Raw genomic sequence first — 17,720 nt, 5'->3', positions numbered from 1 at the left:
CTGCAGCTCGGCGTAGCCGGCCAGGGCGGCCGGCTAGCGGTCCGGCCCACCGCCCGCCTCCCGCAGGGTGGGCCCGCCGTCCGGCAGCAGCAGCCACCCGCGCCCGGGGTCGGCGGCCAGCGGGCCCAGCACGTGCGGCACCCCGTGCGCGGCGAGCGCGGCCACGAGCGCCACCTCGTGCGCCACCGCCGGTGGGCACGCCTTCAGCCAGGCGCGCCCCGCGGGCGTCGGCAGCCACCACACCCGCGACCACGGCCTGCGCTTCACCAGGACCGGCTCGCCCGTGACCTCCTGGTGCCCGGCGGCCCAGCGCAGCACCTCGGCGTCGTCGTCCCCCTCGGCGGTGCCCACGCGGGCAGCCTCGCGGGTCGGGCGGCCCGCCGGCCACGCCTTAAGCTGCGCGGCGTGCTGCTGCTCGCCCTGGACACCGCCACCGACGGGGTCGCCGTGGCGGTGCACGACGGCACCCGCGTGCTGGACGCGCGCCGCGCCGGCGACGCCCGCCACCACAACGAGGTCCTCGTCCCCACGATCGCCGCCGCGCTCGCCGCCGCCGGCCGCGAGCGCGGTGAGGTCACCGACGTCGCGGTGGGGGTGGGACCGGGCCCGTTCACCGGCCTGCGGGTGGGGCTGGTCACCGCCCGCACCCTGGCCCTGGCGTGGGGGGCGGCCCTGCACGGGGTGTGCTCGCTGGACGCGCTCGCGGCGCAGGCGCTCGTGCGGGGAGCCGTCCCGGCGGTGGGGGAGTTCCTCGTCGCCACCGACGCGCGCCGCCGCGAGGTGCACACCGCCCGCTACCGCGTCGTCCCGGAGGCCGGCGGGGGCGCCGGCCCCGAGCGGCTGGTGCGGGTGGCGGGCCCGGACGTGCTGGCCCCCTCGGCGGTGCAGCGCGACGGCCTGACCGTGGTGGGCCGCGGCGCCGCCCTGTACCCGGACGCGCTGGGACCGGCCGGGCCGCTCGCGGACGTCGACGCCGGGTTCCTCGCGCAGGTGGCCGTCGACGCGCTCGCCGGCCGCGGCGGGCCGGGGCTGCTGCCGGCGGAGCCGCTGTACCTGCGCCGCCCGGACGCCGTCGAGCCGGGAGCCCGCAAGCGCGTCACCGCCTGAACCCGCCGGGCGGCGCGCCGGTGATCGGCAGCGGTTGACACGCCCGGCGGGAGTGGGAGGGTTTGATCGCCGCCGGGTCCCCGGTGGCACCGTCTGAGCCAGGCACCGCCCGCAGGACACCGCCGTCCACCCGTCCCCGGAGGCCACATGCTCGCCACCGACGTCGTCGAACCCGCCTACGGCACCGGCACCCTGCTGCTCATCGCGGCCGCCGCCGTGGCCGTGCTCCTGCTGCTCATCATCAAGTTCAAGCTGCACGCCTTCCCCGCGCTCGTCCTCGTCAGCGTGCTGACCGCGGTGGCGACCGGGATCCCCGTCCGCGACGTCGTCGACACCCTGCTGACCGGGTTCGGCGGCACGCTGGCCAGCGTCGCGCTGCTCGTGGGGTTCGGCGTCATCATCGGCCGCCTGCTGGAGGTGACCGGCGGTGCGAAGGTGCTCGCCGACACCCTCATCGCCCGGTTCGGGGAGAAGCGCGCCCCGCTGGCCCTGGGCGTCGCCTCGCTCGTCTTCGGCTTCCCGATCTTCTTCGACGCCGGGTTCGTCGTCTTCCTGCCGATCATCTTCTCGGTCGCCCGGCGCTTCGGCGGCTCGGTGCTGCGCTACGCGCTGCCCGCGGCCGGCGCCTTCGCGATCATGCACGCGTTCGTGCCGCCGCACCCCGGCCCGGTGGCCGCGGCGGAACTGCTGGGCCTGAGCACCAACATCGGCCTGCTCATCATCGTCGGGTTCGTCCTGGCGATCCCCACCTGGTTCGTCTCCAGCTACCTGTTCGGCCTGTGGGCGGCCAAGCGGATCGACGTGCCGCTGCCGGCCGAGTGGGCCGGTCGCGTCGCGGTGAACGCCGGCGGCACCGACCACGGCACCAACCGCGACTCCTCCACCGGCGCCGGCAGCGGCAGCGCCGCCGGCGCGGTCGGCGACGGCCGCGCCGGTGAGCCCGCCGTCGGCGAGGACGAGGGCCTGCCCGGCCCGCCGCCCTCGTTCGGCACCGTGCTGGGCATCCTGCTGCTGCCGCTGGTGCTGATCTTCCTCAACACCGGCCTGAACACGCTGGCCACCGCGGGCAGCCTCGACGGCGACGCCGGCTGGGTGCAGACGCTGCGCCTGATCGGGCAGACGCCGATCGCGCTGCTCATCGCCGTCCTGGTGGCGATGGTCGTCCTGGGACGCGGCCGGTTCAGCAGGGGTGCCGTGGAGGACCTCGCCAACGGCGCCCTCGGCCCGGTCTGCGCGATCATCCTCATCACCGGCGCCGGCGGCATGTTCGGCTACGTGCTGCGCACCAGCGGCATCGGCGGTGCCCTGGCGGACACCCTCGAGGCCGCCGGCCTGTCGGTGATCCTGGCCGCGTTCATCATCTCGCTGGGCCTGCGCGTCGCGCAGGGCTCGGCCACCGTGGCGCTGACCACGACGGCCGGCCTCATCGCCCCGGCCGTGCAGAACGCGGGCCTGTCGTCGCTGGACCTGTGCTTCGTCGTCATCGCCATCGCCGCCGGCGCGACCGCCCTGAGCCACGTCAACGACTCCGGGTTCTGGCTGGTCGGCCGGTTCCTCGGCATGGACGTGCCCACGACGCTGCGCACCTGGACCGTGATGGAGACGATCATCGGCGTCGTCGGCTTCCTGCTGGCGTGGCTGGGGTACGTGCTCCTGTGACGGTCGCGCTCGCGCCGGGGGTGGTCCTCGGCCCGGCCCGCTGGTGGCACCTGGCGGACGTGCAGCGCCTGGAGGCGGACCTGTTCGGGCCCACCGCCTGGTCGGTGGAGACGTTCTGGGGGGAGCTGGCGGCGCCGGGGCGCACCTACCTCGTCGCGCTGGAGGGCGAGGGGGTCGTCGGCTACGCCGGCCTCGCGCTCTCCGGCGCGGACGCCGACGTGCAGACGATCGGCGTGGCGCGCTCCGCGCAGGGCCGGGGGCTGGGCCGGGCGCTGCTGCGCGCCCTGCTGGCGGCGGCCCGCGCGGGCGGCGCCACCCACGTCCTGCTGGAGGTGCGCGCCGACAACGAGCCGGCGCAGGCGCTGTACCGCAGCGAGGGGTTCGAGCAGATCGCCCGCCGGGCGCGCTACTACCAGCCCGGCGGGGTCGACGCCCTGGTGCTGCGCGCCCGGCTCTGAGGCCTCAGCCGACCGGTTCCACCACGAGCACCGACTGCCGGCCCGCCAGGCGCGTCAGCACGATCGTCGCGGGCGCCGACCCCTTCAGCGCGAGCTGCCGGCGCAGCACGTCCGGGTCGACGGCGGTGCCGCGCTTCTTCACCGTCAGCGGGCCGACGTCGCGCTCGCGCAGGTACCGGCGCAGCGGCTTCAGCCCGAAGGGCAGCACGTCCAGCACCGCGTAGGAGCGCGTGAAGGGGGTGCTCGCCGGGGCGTCGGTGGTGACGTAGGCGATGGTCTCGTCCACCAGGCGCCCGCCGAGCAGCCGCGCGACCGCGCCGACCAGGCCGGCGCGGACGACGGCGCCGTCCGGCTCGTGCAGGTGGGCGCCGACGGCGCCGACGTCCGGCACGGGGTTGTCGGCGTCGTCCAGCTCGAAGCGCTCGCCGCCGCGCAGCACCAGGGCGCTGCGCGCCACGCCCGGCCGGGCCAGCGGCCCGCACCACAGCGCCGCCTCCACCACGTCGCCGTCCACGGACGTCCACCGCGCCTCCGCCCCGGCGGGCACCAGCTCGTGCGGCAGGCCGGGGGCGAGCTTGGCGCCGGTGGCCGCCACTCGTGCCGCGGTGGCCAGCACGAACGACAGCGGCGGGGAGGTGGCCTCGGGGTCGAACAGGCGCCGGCCGCCGGCGGTGCGCCGGGCCGGGTCGAACCAGGCGCCGTCGCCGGGGCCCAGCTCGTCGACGACGCCGGCGGTGACGTCCGCGCAGCGGACCTCCGCGCGCCCGGCGAGGTTGGCCGCGGCCACCGCGGCGGTGCCGGGGTCGGCGTCCACGGCGAGCACGGCCAGCCCCGCGTCGGCCAGGGCGAGGGCGTCGGCGCCGATGCCGCAGCCGAGGTCGGCCACCCGGCGCACCCCGGCGCCGGCGAAGCGGCGGGCGTGCTCGGCGGCCACGGCGGCGCGGGTGGCCTGCTCCACCCCGGCGGCGGTCAGCAGCAGCCCGTGCGCGCGCGGGCCGAGCTTGGCGGCGGCGCGCTCGCGCAGCCGCGCCTGCGTCATGGCCAGGGCCACCAGCGCGGGCTCGTGCCCCTCGCGGCGCAGCCGCTGCCCCAGCACGAGCGGGTCGGCCGCGCCGGCGGCGGCGATCAGGTCCAGCAGCGCGCGCCCGGCGGGGGAGGTCAGCGCGGCGACGTCGGCGGGGTCCACCCGCCCGACTGTGCCAGCACCCCACCCGCCCGGTCGCACGAGCGGGGGCCGTCCCTGGCACTCGGGCAGTGGGAGTGCTAACTTCTGTCGCAGCGTCGGTGGCACTCCCCCGAAGGGAGTGCCAGCACGCGAGACGGTGCCGCCCGGCACCCGCGACGACGGGCGGGCACCACCCTCGCAGCCGACCCACCAGTACGCCAGATCCGTACCGAGTACGCAGAAGGGGAGGGCCGCTCAGTGTCGGTCTCCATCACTCCGCTCGAGGACCGCATCGTCGTCAAGCCGCTCGACGCGGAGCAGACGACCGCTTCCGGTCTGGTCATCCCGGACACCGCCAAGGAGAAGCCCCAGGAGGGCGAGGTCCTGGCCGTGGGTCCGGGTCGCGTCGACGACAACGGCAACCGCGTGCCCGTCGACGTCTCCGTCGGCGACAAGGTCATCTACTCCAAGTACGGCGGCACCGAGGTGAAGTACGGCGGCGACGAGCTGCTGATCCTCTCGGCGCGCGACGTCCTCGCCAAGGTCGCCAAGTAAGCAGCAGCAGGTCCTGACGCCCCGGGCGCCCGACGACACCGGGCGCCCGGGGCGTTCGCCGTTGCCGCCAAAGATCTGGAAGGAACACGCACATGGCCAAGCAGCTCTCGTTCAACGAGGACGCCCGCCGCTCCCTGGAGCGCGGTGTGGACGCCCTCGCCAACGCCGTCAAGGTGACCCTGGGGCCCCGCGGCCGCAACGTCGTCATCGACAAGAAGTGGGGTGCGCCGACGATCACGAACGACGGCGTCACCATCGCCCGCGAGGTCGAGCTCGAGGACCCGTACGAGAACCTCGGCGCGCAGCTCGCCAAGGAGGTCGCCACCAAGACCAACGACGTCGCCGGTGACGGCACCACCACCGCGACCGTCCTGGCGCAGGCGATGGTCCACGAGGGCCTGCGCAACGTGGCGGCCGGCGCGGCCCCGTCCGCCCTCAAGCGCGGCATCGACGCGGCCGTGGAGGCCGTGGGCGACGAGCTCCTCAAGCTCGCCCGCGACGTCGACGGCAAGGGCGACATCGCCCACGTCGCCACGATCTCCGCGCAGGACCCGGCCGTCGGCGACCTGCTCGCCGACGCGTTCGACAAGGTCGGCAAGGACGGCGTCATCACGGTCGAGGAGTCCTCCACGACCGCGCTGGAGCTGGACTTCACCGAGGGCATGCAGTTCGACAAGGGCTACATCTCTCCCTACTTCGTCACCGACGCCGAGCGCCAGGAGGCGGTGCTGGAGGACGCGTACGTCCTCGTGCACCAGGGCAAGATCTCCACGGTCACCGAGCTGCTGCCGCTGCTGGAGAAGGTCCTGCAGGCCTCCAAGCCGCTGCTGATCATCGCCGAGGACGTCGAGGGCGAGGCCCTGTCCACGCTGGTCGTCAACAAGATCCGCGGCACCTTCAACGCCGTCGCGGTGAAGGCCCCGGGCTTCGGCGACCGCCGCAAGGCGATCCTGGGCGACATCGCCGTCCTCACCGGCGCGCAGGTCGTGGCCGAGGAGGTCGGCCTCAAGCTCGACCAGGTCGACCTGGACGTGCTGGGCACCGCCCGCCGCATCGTCGTCACCAAGGACGACACCACGATCGTCGAGGGCGCCGGCGCGTCCGACGAGGTGGAGGGCCGGGTGGCGCAGATCAAGGCCGAGATCGAGCGCACCGACTCCGACTGGGACCGCGAGAAGCTCCAGGAGCGCCTCGCGAAGCTGGCCGGCGGTGTGGTCGTCATCAAGGTCGGCGCGCACACCGAGGTGGAGCTGAAGGAGAAGAAGCACCGCATCGAGGACGCCGTCTCCGCGACGCGCGCCGCGATCGAGGAGGGCATCGTCGCCGGCGGCGGCAGCGCCCTGACCCACGCGGTGAAGGTGCTCGAGGGCGGCCTGGGCAAGGAGGGCGACGAGGCCACCGGCGTGAAGCTGGTGCACCGCGCCGCCACCGAGCCGCTGCGCTGGATCGCCGAGAACGCCGGTCACGAGGGCTACGTCGTGGTGGAGAAGGTGCGCGGCCTCGAGGTCGGTCACGGCCTGAACGCCGCCACCGGCGAGTACGTGGACCTGCTGGCCGCGGGCGTCATCGACCCGGTGAAGGTCACGCGCTCCGCCCTGGTCAACGCCGCGTCGATCGCGTCGATGGTCCTGACCACCGACACGCTCGTGGTGGACAAGAAGGAGGAGGAGCCGGCGGCTGCCGGCCACGGTCACGGCCACGGCCACTGACCCCTCCCCGCGCACGACGAGAGGCCCGGTCCCCGAGGGGACCGGGCCTCTCCGTCTCGCTGCGGCGTGCCGCGCACCGCACCACCGTGCGCGGGTGCGCCGTCGGGCGCCGGCGGGCCCCCGCCCGCCGGGCGGGTGTCAGCTGGCGATGCGCAGGCTGCGGCGGCGCTCGGTGGCGTAGATGGCCTCGCGGTCGTCCTCGGTGAGGCCTCCCCACACGCCGTAGGGCTCGCGGACCTTCAGGGCGTGCTTGCGGCACTCCTCGATGACGGGGCAGCCGGCGCACACGGCCTGGGCGGCGGCGTCGCGGTTGCGGCGGGCGGGGCCGCGCTCGCCCTCGGGGTGGAAGAAGAGGTCGGGGTCGGCGTCGCGGCAGGCGCCGATGAGCTGCCACTCCCAGATGTCGGCGACGGGACCGGGGAGGCGGGAGATCTCAGCCATGGTGCGCTCCTTGGGGAGGGGTGTTCGGGGGCCACCGCCGGGCGGCGGATCTTGCTGACGAGGTAGGACGCTACAACCGCGCCAGAAGTTGTTCAAGGCCCTGTGCGGAAGTTGTTCAGAGCAAAATCGAGTGACCTGGGTCACGTTGTTCACGGGTGGCGGCGTGGGGCTGACCGGAATGTGCACAGCCGGTGAACAACCTTGTGGACGCCCGGCCGGAAAGCCCTTGCACCCGTCCTGACCTGCGGTGAACAACGTTGAACAACCTGTGGCCGGCCTGGTGCCGGGTCGCCGTGCCCGCACCGGCGGGGGTGAGTGGCGACCGGGCCCGCCGCGCGGGAGGATCCGGGGGTGTCCTCGTCCCCCCAGGGCTCCACCGCGCCCCCGGCCCCGCGCATGACCCTCACCGTCGCCGCGGTGGCGCGCCGGCTCGGGGTCGCCCCGGCCACCCTGCGCACCTGGGACCGCCGCTACGGGCTGGGCCCCTCCGAGCACACCGCCGGCGCCCACCGGCGCTACTCCTCCACCGACCTCGCCCGCCTGGTGGTGATGCGCCGCCTCACCCTGGAGGGCGTCGCCCCCGCCGAGGCCGCCGCCATCGCCGCCACCACGGCCGTCGCCGACGGCGGCTTCGCCCTGGCCAGCGTCTCCACGATCCCCGCCGCGGTCATCGAGGCGGCCGTCACCGACGCCGCCGCCCTGGCCGGCCCCGGGCAGGACGGCGCGGGCCCCGCCGCGGCGGACCCCCGCGCCGGGCTGCCCGCCCCGGCCACCGGTGCGGACGTCGCGAGCCCCGGTGCGAGCGACGCGGACGACGACGCGGACGACGACGAGGACGACGACGAGGGCCCCGGCGCCCCGAGCGGTGCCGCCGGCCGGCCGGCGGCACCGCCGCGCGGGGCGGGCGAGCTGCAGGACTGGGCGGTGCAGAGCCTGGCGGACCGCTTCGCCGAGGAGGTGCGCAACCGCGGGGCGGCCGCCGCGTGGGACGCGGTCCTCGGGCCGGCGCTCGCCACCGACGACGCCGCCCTGCACGAGGCCGTGGCCCGCGCCCTGGCCGGGCTGCCGACGCGCGACGACGACCGCTCCGTCCTGCTCGCCGGTGCCGACCCCGCGCCCCGCGGGCCGCTGCTGCCGGCCGCCGCGGCCGCGCTGGCCGAGGCGGGTGCGGGCGCGCGCTCGGTGGGCGACGGCGTCCCGGTGCGGGTGCTGGCCGCCGCGGTGCGCCGCACCCGGCCCCCCGCCGTCCTGCTGCACGCCCAGCGCGAGCGCGGTCCCGCGGACGTCGCCGCCCTGGCGGCGCTGCTGGCCGTGCGGCCGGCGCCGCTGCTCGTGCTCCACGGCCCGGGGTGGCCGGAGGCCGTCGAGGGCTGCGAGCGCGCCGCGACCCTCGCGGACGCCGTGCGGCGCTGCGCGGCCGCCGTCCACGCCTGACGCGCGCGTTACCACGCCGCACGCGCCGGCCGGAACCCGATCCCGCGCACGCCTCAGGTGCGGAGCACCACGTGCCGATGCCTTCCTCGTGGCGCACCCGACGTGCGCCGCGACGCCCCACGGACGGGTGCGTCCCACCCGTACAGGGAAGAGGCAAGTGGTGGCTACGGTCCTGGTCTGTGACGACCTCCCGCTGGCCCGGGAGACGATGCGGCGCATGGTCGCCGCGGTCCCGGGCGTGACGCGCGTCGTGGGTGCCGCCTCCGGCGAGGAGGCGCTGACGCGCTGGCCCGTCGAGCGGCCCTCGCTCGTCATCATGGACGTGCGCATGCCGGGGATCGGCGGGGTGGAGGCCGCCCGCCGCCTGCTCGCCCGGCACCCCGAGGCGAACGTCCTCATGGCGACGATGGCCGAGGACGGTGACGGCGTCGCCCGTGCGGTGGCCTCCGGCGCCCGCGGCTACGTCGTCAAGGACGTCTCCCGCGAGGAGCTGGCGACCGCGGTGCTCCAGGCGCTGCAGGACGTCTCCCGCCGCCGCGGCGCCGGCCGCCCCCGCACGGTGCTCTCCGGCCGGGCGCCGGTGCTGACCGAGCGCGAGGGGCAGGTCCTCGTCGGCATGAGCCGGGGCCGCAGCAACGCCGAGATCGGGCGTGAGCTCTTCCTGTCCGAGGACACGGTCAAGACGCACGCGCGCCGGCTGTTCCGCAAGCTCGAGGCGGCGGACCGGGCGCAGGCGGTGGCTGTGGGATTCCGCTGGGGTCTCGTACGGTAGGTCCGTGGGCCCGGGGGGCGACGAGACCGGTGGACCGGCCGGGGTGGACGCCGTGCGGCGCGTCCACCCCGGTGCTGCCTCCGCGACCGGTGTCGCCCCCGGCGGTGTCGAGGTGCGCACCTCCCCGGCCCTGCTGCACGGCGACGCCGACCCGGGCGTCCCCGAGGTGCTGCACGGTCCCGGCGGTGACGCGGACGTCACCGGTGATGACGCTGAGGAACCGGGTGTAACGGCCGGTGCTCCCCGCGCGATGAGCAGGGTGGATGCCGGGGGGCTCCAGGACCTGGCGGCGCGCGCCCTGACGGGGGAGCAGGGCGCCGTCGCCGACCTCCTGGCAGCGGTTCGCCGCCTCGTCCACCGCTACTGCCGGGCCAGGCTCGGGCGCATGCCCGGGGCTGATCACGCCGCCGAGGACGCGGCACAGGAGGTCTGCATCGCCGTGCTGACGGCACTGCCCCGCTACAAGGACACCGGACGCCCGTTCGAGGCGTTCGTGTACCGCATCGCGGCCAACAAGGTCGCCGACGCGCAGCGGGCCGCCTACCGGGCTCCCGTGCCCACCGACGAGGTCCCCGACGCCGCCGCCGCCGAGCCGGGGCCGGAGCAGCTGGCCCTGGACGCCTTCGACGCGGAGACGGTCGGGCGGCTGCTGGAGACCCTGCCGCCGAAGCTGCGGGAGATCCTCACGCTGCGGGTGGGGGCGGGCATGTCCGCCGAGGAGACCGGCCGCGCCCTGGACATGACGGCGGGGGCGGTGCGCGTCGCGCAGCACCGCGCGGTGCAGAAGCTGCGCAAGGCCGCGCTGGCCGACGAGTCGCTGCGGGTGACGTCGTGAGCGCCGGGTCCGGCCGCGGCGACCGCGGTCACCTGCGCGGCGGCCCGGAGCAGCTGCCCACGGTGCCGGACCTGCTGGCCACCGACGCCCTGCTGGACCGCCTGGGTGCGCACCGCGCCACCGAGGGCGACCTGGGTGACGCCGTGGCGCGCCTGCTGGACGCCTACGCCCTGCACGCCGACCCGGAGACCGCCGGGGCGCGGCAGGTGGACCTGCCGCTGCCCGTCGAGGTGCCGGCCGCGCCCGTCGCGTCCGCGGGGGCGGACGCGACCCCGCCGCGGGTGCTCCTGGCGCGGCGGCGCACCCTCGAGCGCCTGGGCCGCGGCACGGCCGCGGCGTGCGCGGTGCTGGCGCTGCTCGGCGGCACGGCCGCCGCGGCCGCGACGAGCCGCGGGCCGGTGGTCTCCTCCACCGACCGGGTCGCCAGCACGGACGCCGCCGGCAAGCCCGCCTGGTTCCCCGGCAGCGTCTGGGAGGTGCTGGGCGGCACCGTCGAGCAGCGCGTGCAGCTGCAGCTGGAGCAGGCGCGCGACGCCGCGTCCTCCGGCGCGCACGAGGAGGCCGTGGAGCGCGTCGGCCGCGTCCTGACGAGCCTGCGCGCCGCCGAGGGGGAGACCCCGCTGGTGCGCTCGGTGCGCGACACCCTCGAGGAGCTGCGCCAGCGGGCCGCGGCGCAGGACCCCGTGCTCGCCGCACCGCCCACCCCGACGGCGAGCCCGGGGACGCTGCCCCGCCTGGTCGCCGACTCGACCCCCGCGGTGGAGGGGTCCCCGCGCTGGGTGGCGCCCATGGCGCCCCCGGTGGGTGCGACGCCCTCGACCCCCGCGGCGCCCGCGACGCCGGGTCCCTCGACGCCTGGTCCCGCGACGCCGGTCCCCTCGGCGCCGTCGGTCCCCGGTGGCGAGGAGCCCGGCGGCACCGCCACGCCCGTGCCCACCGGCACGCCCGCCCCGCGCCCCTCCTCCGGCCCGGCCGCTCCGGGGTCGCCGGGCACCCCGGCGCCGAGCGCCCCGGCGCCGGACAGCCCGGCGCCCTCCACGGGCGGGGCCACCGCGCCCGGTGCGCCCGCGGAGCCGTCCCCGAGCGCGCCGGACGAGCCGGCGGGCACGCCCCCGCAGCCCTCGGGACCGGGGCAGGCGCCGACGGACGGGCCGAGCGCGCCCGCGGGCGGTGGGACCCCCGGCGGTCCCGGGGGCACGGACGCCCCCTCCGCGCCGGCGGGGCCGTCCGTCCCGGCGGAGCCGTCCGCCCCGGACACGGCCACGGGCGAGCCGGTCGAGCCGTCCCCGACCGGTGGTGAGCCGGCCCCGGGCGCCACCGTCCCCACGGCGCCCGCCGACCCCGGCGCCGCCGTCCCGACCACCCCGCCCGCGCCCGAGTCCTCGCCCGGGCCCTCGCCGGAGCCTTCGCCCGAGGCGGGGGTCCTGCCGGAGCCCGAGCCGTCGCAGGTCCCCGTCCCCGAGCCGGCCCCGGTCCCCGAGCCGTCGCCGGCCCCGGTCCCCGAGCCGTCGCCGGCCCCGGTCCCCGAGCCGTCGCCGGAGCCGGTCCCCGCGCCGTCGCCGGAGCCGGGACCGACGCAGGCCCCCACCGGGGAGGGGACGAACCCGGGGGCGCAGGGGGACGCCGCGCAGACGTCGGCGCGGGGCTGAGCGAGCCGTAGCATCGAGGGGTGAGCGCGCAGACCCCCGCCGGTGCCCCGACCCCCCTCCCCGCTCCCGACCACCCCGGTCACGACCCCTTCGGCTTCGTGGGCCTGACGTACGACGACGTCCTGCTGCTGCCGGGTGAGTCGGACGTGATCCCCTCGGAGGCGGACACCTCCAGCCGCGTCTCCAAGCGGGTGAGCCTGCGGGTGCCGCTGCTGAGCTCGGCCATGGACACCGTCACCGAGGCCCGCATGGCGATCGCGATGGCCCGCCAGGGCGGCCTCGGCGTGCTGCACCGCAACCTGTCCGCGGACGAGCAGGCGGACCAGGTGGACATCGTCAAGCGCTCCGAGTCGGGCATGGTGACGCGCCCGGTGACGACGTCGCCGGACGCGACGCTGGCGGACGTGGACGAGCTGTGCGGGCGGTACCGCATCTCCGGCGTGCCCGTGGTCGACGCCGACGGCGTCCTGCTGGGCATCGTCACCAACCGCGACCTGCGCTTCGAGACCGACTTCACCCGCTCGGTGCGCGAGGTCATGACCCCGATGCCGCTGGTGACCGCGCCGGTGGGCATCAGCGCCCACGACGCCGAGCAGCTGCTGCGCAAGCACAAGATCGAGAAGCTGCCGATCGTCGACGAGCGGAACCGCCTCACCGGCCTGATCACGGTGAAGGACTACGTCAAGAACGAGCAGTACCCGCTGGCGACGAAGGACGACTCGGGCCGGCTGCGGGTGGCCGCGGCGATCGGCATCTTCGAGGACGCCTGGAAGCGCGGCATGCAGCTCGTCGACGCGGGCGTGGACGTGCTCGTGGTGGACATGGCGCACGGGCACTCGCGCGCCGTGCTGGAGATGATCTCCCGCCTGAAGGCCGACAGCGCCGCCGCGCACGTCGACGTCGTCGGCGGCAACGTCGCCACCCGCGCCGCGGCGCAGGCGCTGGTGGACGCCGGCGTGGACGGCATCAAGGTGGGCGTGGGCCCGGGGTCCATCTGCACCACGCGCGTCGTCTCGGGCGTGGGCGTTCCGCAGGTGACGGCCATCCACGAGGCCGCGAAGGCCGCGCGCCCGGCGGGCGTGCCGCTCATCGGCGACGGCGGCCTGGCGTACTCCGGCGACATCGCCAAGGCGCTGGTGGCGGGTGCGGACACGGTGATGCTCGGCTCGCTGCTGGCCGGGTGCGACGAGAGCCCCGGCGACCTGGTCTTCATCAACGGCAAGCAGTTCAAGAGCTACCGCGGCATGGGCTCGCTGGGGGCGCAGCAGACCCGGCAGGGCGGGCGCTCCTTCTCCAAGGACCGCTACTTCCAGAACGACGTCGCCTCCGACGACCGCTTCGTGCCCGAGGGCGTGGAGGGCCAGGTGCCCTACCGCGGCCCGCTGGCCGCGGTGGCGCACCAGCTGGTCGGCGGCCTGCGGCAGTCGATGTTCTACGCCGGTGCCCGCACCGTGCCGGAGCTGCAGCGCGTCGGGAAGTTCGTCCGGATCACCCCGGCGGGGCTGAAGGAGTCGCACCCGCACGACATCCAGATGACGGTCGAGGCGCCCAACTACTCGCGCGGTCGCTGACGGCGCGCCCGCCCCTCCCGCCGGGGGAGGGGCGGGCGCCGGGCAGCCGGTAGCCTGTCGGGGTGTACGAGATCGAGATCGGCCGCGGCAAGCGGGGACGTCGCGCCTACAGCTTCGACGACGTGGCGATCGTCCCCAGCCGCCGCACGCGCGACCCCGAGGACGTCTCCACGGACTGGCAGATCGACGCGTACCACTTCTCGCTGCCGGTGCTGAGCGCGCCGATGGACTCGGTGGTCTCGCCGGCCACCGCGGTGGCCATCGGCCGGCTCGGCGGGCTCGGTGTGCTGGACCTCGAGGGCCTGTGGACGCGCTACGAGGACCCGGAGCCGCTGCTGGCGGAGATCGCCGCGCTGGACGCGGCGGTCGCGGTGCGGCGCATGCAGGAGATCTACTCCGAGCCGATCAAGCCCGAGCTGATCACCGCGCGGCTGGCGCAGGTGCGGGCCGCGGGCGTGACGGTCGCGGGTGCCCTGTCGCCGCAGCGCACGCAGGAGTTCTGGAAGGTCGTCGTCGACGCGGGCGTGGACCTGTTCGTCATCCGCGGCACCACCGTCTCCGCCGAGCACGTCTCCGGGCGCAGCGAGCCGCTGAACCTCAAGCGGTTCATCTACGAGCTGGACGTGCCGGTCGTGGTGGGCGGTGCCGCCACGTACACGGCGTCGCTGCACCTGATGCGCACCGGTGCCGCGGGCGTGCTCGTCGGTTTCGGCGGGGGAGCGGCCCACACGACCCGCCGCACCCTGGGCATCCACGCCCCGATGGCGAGCGCGGTGGCGGACGTGGCGGCGGCCCGGCGCGACTACATGGACGAGTCCGGCGGCCGCTACGTGCACGTCATCGCCGACGGCGGCGTGGGCACCTCCGGCGACATCGTCAAGGCGGTCGCGTGCGGTGCGGACGCGGTGATGCTGGGCGCGGCGCTGGCGCGGGCGACGGAGGCCCCCGGTCGCGGCTGGCACTGGGGCTCGGAGGCGCACCACTCGGTGCTGCCGCGCGGTGAGCGGGTCCACGTGGGCACGGTCGCGCCGCTGGCGGAGATCCTCGAGGGCCCCGGCCGGGTGGCCGACGGCACCACGAACCTCGTCGGTGCGCTGCGCCGCTCGATGGCGACGACGGGCTACTCCGACCTGAAGGAGTTCCAGCGCGTCGAGGTCGTCGTCTCCCCGTACCAGCCCGCGTGAGCGGGCCCGGGGGAGGTCGCGGCGTGACGGCCTGGACGCCGGACGCGCTGGGGCGCCAGGACGGTCGCACCGTCCTGGTGACGGGCGCGAACTCCGGCCTGGGGTTCCACGTGGCGACGGAGTTCGCCCGCCGCGGCGCGGACGTGCTGCTGGCCTGCCGCGACACCGGTCGTGGCGAGGCGGCGCTGGAGCGGTTGCGCGCAGACGTCGCGGACTCGGGTGCGCGGGCGTCCGCGGAGCTGGTGGCGCTGGACGTGGCGGACCTGGCGAGCGTGCGCCGCGCGGCGGCGGACGTCGCCGGCCGGCGCGCGAGCGTGGACGTCCTGGTGAACAACGCCGGGGTCATGGCGCCGCCGTTCGCCCGCACCGCGGACGGGTTCGAGCTGCAGGTCGGCACGAACCACCTGGGGCACTTCGCGCTGACGGGGCTGCTGCTGCCGCTGCTGCTCGCCGGGGACGGCGCGCGCGTGGTCAGCGTGGCGAGCGTGGCGCACCGGTTCGGCGCGCTGGACCGCGAGAACTACCTCAGCGAGCGCTCCTACTCGCGCTGGCACGCGTACGGGCAGTCGAAGCTGTCGAACCTGCTGTTCGGGCTGGAGCTGCAGCGGCGCGCCGCGGCGGCGGGGGCGCCGCTGGTCTCGACGATCGCCCACCCGGGGATCTCGGACACGAACCTGTGGAAGGCGACGCCGCTGGCGGCGGACAGCCGCGTGGGCGGTGCGCTGGGGCGGGCGCTGGGCCGCGCGGTGGGGCACCCGCCGGCGCAGGGGGCGTGGCCGCTGCTGCGCGCGGCGGGGGATCCGGCCGCCACCGGTGGGGAGTACTTCGGCCCGGACGGGTTCGGCGGCTGGAAGGGTTTCCCGGTGCTGGAGCGGGCGTCCGCGGCGGCGTACGACACCTCGGACGCGGCCTGGTTGTGGGCGCGCTCGGCGGAGTGGACGGGCGTGGGGTTCGAGGAGCTCACCGCTCGCTGAGCCGCCGCGGTCCCCGGGGCGTGGGTGTTCCCGCCCCGGGGACGGCCGGTCAGTCGATCAGGGACGGTGCCAGGTCGGGCGCGGCCTTCGTGCTGGACGTCCCGTACACGTCGTCCACCACGCCCGCGCTGCCGCCGCCGCGCCGGGTGGTCTCGGCCGCGGCGAGCATCAGCGGGGTGCGGCCCTCGGGCGTGGGCAGGAACTCCACCGCGGTGGCGGCGCCGATCTCCGCGGTCTCGCTGAAGGCGTGACCGAGGGCGGTGAGCTCCGCCCCGTGCGCCTCGATGAACGCCGGCTCGGCGTTCACGGTCGCCGTGTTGCGCGGCGTGGCCCGCGGCGCGGCGATGGCCCGGTCGAGCTGCATGTTGGCGTCGATCCGGTTCACGAGGGTCTGCAGGACGGTCGTGATGATGGTGCTGCCGCCGGGGGAGCCGAGCGCCATGAGCGGCTCGCCGTCGTTCAGGACGATCGTGGGCGCCATGCTGCTGCGCGGGCGCTTGCCGGGGGCGGGCAGGTTGGGTTCGGGCTTCGTCAGGTCGGCGGGCGCGAAGGTGAAGTCGGTGAGCTCGTTGTTGAGCAGGAACCCGCGGCCGGGGACGGTGATGCCGCTGCCGCCGGTCTGCTCGATGGTCAGCGTGTAGCTGGCGATGTTCCCCTCGGCGTCGGCGACGGTGAGGTGGGTCGTGGAAATCCCCTGCGCGTCGTCCGGCACGGTGGTGCCGTCGGTGGCGGCGCACGGGTCGTACTCGCCGTCCGGCACCCCGGCCGGGACGGGCTTGGGCGCCGCGGCGGTGGGGTCGATCTCGCAGGCCCGCTCGGACGCGAAACCCTCCGAGAGCAGTTCCCCGACGGGGACCTGGGTGTAGGCGGGGTCGCCGACGTAGGCGTTGCGGTCGGCGAAGGCCAGCGCCCCGGCTTCGAGGTAGTGGTGGAGCCGGTCGGCCTCGGGCATCGAGGCGAGCGGGTACTGGTCGAGGATGTTCAGGGCCTCGCCGACGGTGGTGCCGCCGCTGGAGGGGGGCGCCATGCCGTAGACCTCCAGGCCGCGGTACTCCACCTTCGTCGCGTCGCGCAGCGGGGCGTCGTAGGCGGCGAGGTCGGCCGCGGTGAGCAGGCCGTCGTGGACCTCCGGAACGCCCTCGGCCTCCTGCGGGTCCTGCGCGGTGGCGGCGATCTCGTCGGCGAGGCGGCCGTCGTAGAAGGAGTCCACGCCGCGCGTACCGAGCTGCCGGTAGGTGCGGGCGAGGTCGGGGTTGCGGAAGACGGACCCGACCTCGGGCAGTTCCCCGCCGGGGAGGAACAGTTCCGCCGTCGCGGGGAACATCCGGAAGCGCTCCTCGTTCTCGGCGGTCTGCTGCCGGAACGTCTCGTCGACGGTGAAGCCGTCCCGGGCGAGGGCGGTGGGCCCGGCGAGAACGTCGCGCAGCGACTTGGTGCCGAACTCCTCCAGGGCCCGCTCCCAGGTGCGCGGTGTGCCCGGTGTGCCCACGGACAGGCCGCTGCTGACGGCCTCGGCGAAGGGCAGGGGCTCGCCGTCCTCGCCGAGGAAGGCGGTGGCGCCCATGGCCATCGGGGCGGTCTCCCGGCCGTCGATGGTGGAGACCTCGCCGCTCTCGGCGTCGTAGTAGACGAAGAACCCGCCACCGCCGACCCCGGCGGAGTAGGGCTCGGTGACGCCGAGCGCGGCGGCGGCGGCCACGGCGGCGTCGGCGGCGTTGCCGCCGTCGGCGAGGACCTCCAGGCCGATGCGGGTGGCGTCGGGGTCGACGGTGGCGACGGCACCACCGGTGCCGACGGCCAGGGGGACCTTCTCGGCGGTGGGGGCGGCGGTGGCCGGGGCGGCGACGGCGACCCCGGCGGTCAGGCCGACGAGCGCGAGGAGGGAGGTGCGGCGACGGTGCAGCATGCGTGCTCCAGGCGGGGGGTGGGACCGCGGACGCCGTCATCCAATACCCCGGCGGAGTGCGAGCGCAAGGATGCGAGCACGCAGGGTGAGGAATCGCGGCGCCCTCGGGGGGCCCGTGCTCGTCACGCAGTGTTGATGATCGCGTGATCTGCGTGAAACACGGCACCGCCAGGGTTCGGGTGTCTCCCCACCCCGGGTGATCCCCCCCTGTCCTCCCGAGGAGAACCGTGCCCGTTTCCCGCAGGAACTTCCTCCGTGGTGTCGGCGCCACCGGTGGCGCCGGAGTCCTGTACGGCGCCAT

17 protein-coding genes are annotated in these 17,720 nt (G+C 76.2%); 13 read left to right on the top strand and 4 right to left on the bottom strand.

The window, feature by feature from the left end; genetic code table 11:
• Nucleotides 1-33 precede the first annotated feature (33 nt).
• Nucleotides 34-351: a hypothetical protein gene (locus V9U69_RS05325; RefSeq protein WP_337060271.1), complete on the bottom strand. Its 318-nt coding sequence runs from the start codon at nt 349-351 to the stop codon at nt 34-36.
• A gap of 54 nt (nt 352-405) precedes the next feature.
• Between V9U69_RS05325 and tsaB the strand changes: the two genes are divergently transcribed.
• From tsaB to rimI, 3 genes are all read left to right on the top strand, one after another.
• On the top strand, nt 406-1,107 hold the full coding sequence (gene tsaB / locus V9U69_RS05320; RefSeq protein WP_337060270.1) for a tRNA (adenosine(37)-N6)-threonylcarbamoyltransferase complex dimerization subunit type 1 TsaB: 702 nt from the start codon (nt 406-408) through the stop codon (nt 1,105-1,107).
• A 147-nt stretch (nt 1,108-1,254) separates the two neighbouring features.
• On the top strand, nt 1,255-2,766 hold the full coding sequence (locus V9U69_RS05315; RefSeq protein WP_337060269.1) for a GntP family permease: 1,512 nt from the start codon (nt 1,255-1,257) through the stop codon (nt 2,764-2,766).
• Nucleotides 2,763-3,224, top strand: coding sequence for a ribosomal protein S18-alanine N-acetyltransferase (gene rimI / locus V9U69_RS05310; protein ID WP_337060268.1), 462 nt, complete (start codon nt 2,763-2,765; stop codon nt 3,222-3,224). Before V9U69_RS05315 ends, rimI begins: the two co-directional genes overlap by 4 nt.
• Before the next feature lie 4 nt (nt 3,225-3,228).
• On the opposite strand, the gene V9U69_RS05305 is transcribed toward rimI, so the two are convergent.
• Complete coding sequence (locus tag V9U69_RS05305; RefSeq protein ID WP_337060267.1) at nt 3,229-4,410, bottom strand: THUMP-like domain-containing protein; 1,182 nt, start codon at nt 4,408-4,410, stop codon at nt 3,229-3,231.
• A 237-nt stretch (nt 4,411-4,647) separates the two neighbouring features.
• On the opposite strand from V9U69_RS05305, the gene groES reads away from it, so the two are divergent.
• Nucleotides 4,648-4,944 (top strand): co-chaperone GroES, encoded by a 297-nt coding sequence (gene groES, locus V9U69_RS05300; RefSeq protein WP_166615173.1) that lies wholly within the window; start codon nt 4,648-4,650, stop codon nt 4,942-4,944.
• A 92-nt stretch (nt 4,945-5,036) separates the two neighbouring features.
• Entirely contained in the window at nt 5,037-6,653 is a 1,617-nt protein-coding gene (groL, locus tag V9U69_RS05295) for a chaperonin GroEL (protein ID WP_337060266.1), read from the top strand.
• A gap of 138 nt (nt 6,654-6,791) precedes the next feature.
• On the opposite strand, the gene V9U69_RS05290 is transcribed toward groL, so the two are convergent.
• On the bottom strand, nt 6,792-7,094 hold the full coding sequence (locus V9U69_RS05290; protein WP_337060265.1) for a WhiB family transcriptional regulator: 303 nt from the start codon (nt 7,092-7,094) through the stop codon (nt 6,792-6,794).
• 351 nt (nt 7,095-7,445) lie between these two features.
• Between V9U69_RS05290 and V9U69_RS05285 the strand changes: the two genes are divergently transcribed.
• The 7 genes from V9U69_RS05285 (at nt 7,446) to V9U69_RS05255 (ending at nt 15,513) form a co-directional block, all read left to right on the top strand.
• A complete protein-coding gene (locus V9U69_RS05285) occupies nt 7,446-8,528 on the top strand; it encodes a MerR family transcriptional regulator (RefSeq protein ID WP_337060264.1) in 1,083 nt (360 codons plus the stop codon).
• Between the two features lie 160 nt (nt 8,529-8,688).
• Complete coding sequence (locus V9U69_RS05280; RefSeq protein WP_337060263.1) at nt 8,689-9,300, top strand: response regulator transcription factor; 612 nt, start codon at nt 8,689-8,691, stop codon at nt 9,298-9,300.
• A gap of 4 nt (nt 9,301-9,304) precedes the next feature.
• Nucleotides 9,305-10,135, top strand: a complete 831-nt coding sequence (shbA, locus tag V9U69_RS05275) for an RNA polymerase sigma factor ShbA (RefSeq protein ID WP_337060262.1) — start codon at nt 9,305-9,307, stop codon at nt 10,133-10,135.
• On the top strand, nt 10,132-11,784 hold the full coding sequence (locus V9U69_RS05270; RefSeq protein WP_337060261.1) for a hypothetical protein: 1,653 nt from the start codon (nt 10,132-10,134) through the stop codon (nt 11,782-11,784). Before shbA ends, V9U69_RS05270 begins: the two co-directional genes overlap by 4 nt.
• 20 nt (nt 11,785-11,804) lie before the next feature.
• Complete coding sequence (gene guaB / locus V9U69_RS05265) at nt 11,805-13,355, top strand: IMP dehydrogenase (protein ID WP_442907607.1); 1,551 nt, start codon at nt 11,805-11,807, stop codon at nt 13,353-13,355.
• 62 nt (nt 13,356-13,417) lie between these two features.
• A complete protein-coding gene (locus V9U69_RS05260) occupies nt 13,418-14,539 on the top strand; it encodes a GuaB3 family IMP dehydrogenase-related protein (protein ID WP_337060260.1) in 1,122 nt (373 codons plus the stop codon).
• Between the two features lie 23 nt (nt 14,540-14,562).
• The gene (locus tag V9U69_RS05255; protein ID WP_337060259.1) at nt 14,563-15,513 is read left to right on the top strand and encodes an oxidoreductase; all 951 of its coding nucleotides are present in this window, start codon (nt 14,563-14,565) and stop codon (nt 15,511-15,513) included.
• Between the two features lie 49 nt (nt 15,514-15,562).
• On the opposite strand, the gene ggt is transcribed toward V9U69_RS05255, so the two are convergent.
• Nucleotides 15,563-17,419, bottom strand: a complete 1,857-nt coding sequence (gene ggt, locus V9U69_RS05250) for a gamma-glutamyltransferase (RefSeq protein ID WP_337060258.1) — start codon at nt 17,417-17,419, stop codon at nt 15,563-15,565.
• A gap of 227 nt (nt 17,420-17,646) precedes the next feature.
• Between ggt and V9U69_RS19290 the strand changes: the two genes are divergently transcribed.
• Nucleotides 17,647-17,720 (top strand): twin-arginine translocation signal domain-containing protein (locus V9U69_RS19290; protein WP_442907613.1); only part of this gene is annotated, 74 nt, incomplete at its 3' end.

The organism is Kineococcus sp. G2 (genome assembly GCF_037154035.1).
Lineage (GTDB): Bacteria > Actinomycetota > Actinomycetes > Actinomycetales > Kineococcaceae > Kineococcus.
Note: the sequence above shows the minus strand (reverse complement) of the source record. Positions and strands in the feature narration are given on the sequence as shown.

Bases quoted from the DNA above. Each gene is read 5' to 3' on its own strand.
- V9U69_RS05315 (WP_337060269.1), top strand. From the start codon at position 1,255: ATGCTCGCCACCGACGTCGTCGAACCCGCCTACGGCACCGGCACCCTG.
- groL (WP_337060266.1), top strand. From the start codon at position 5,037: ATGGCCAAGCAGCTCTCGTTCAACGAGGACGCCCGCCGCTCCCTGGAG.
- V9U69_RS05290 (WP_337060265.1), bottom strand. From the start codon at position 7,094: ATGGCTGAGATCTCCCGCCTCCCCGGTCCCGTCGCCGACATCTGGGAG.
- ggt (WP_337060258.1), bottom strand. From the start codon at position 17,419: ATGCTGCACCGTCGCCGCACCTCCCTCCTCGCGCTCGTCGGCCTGACC.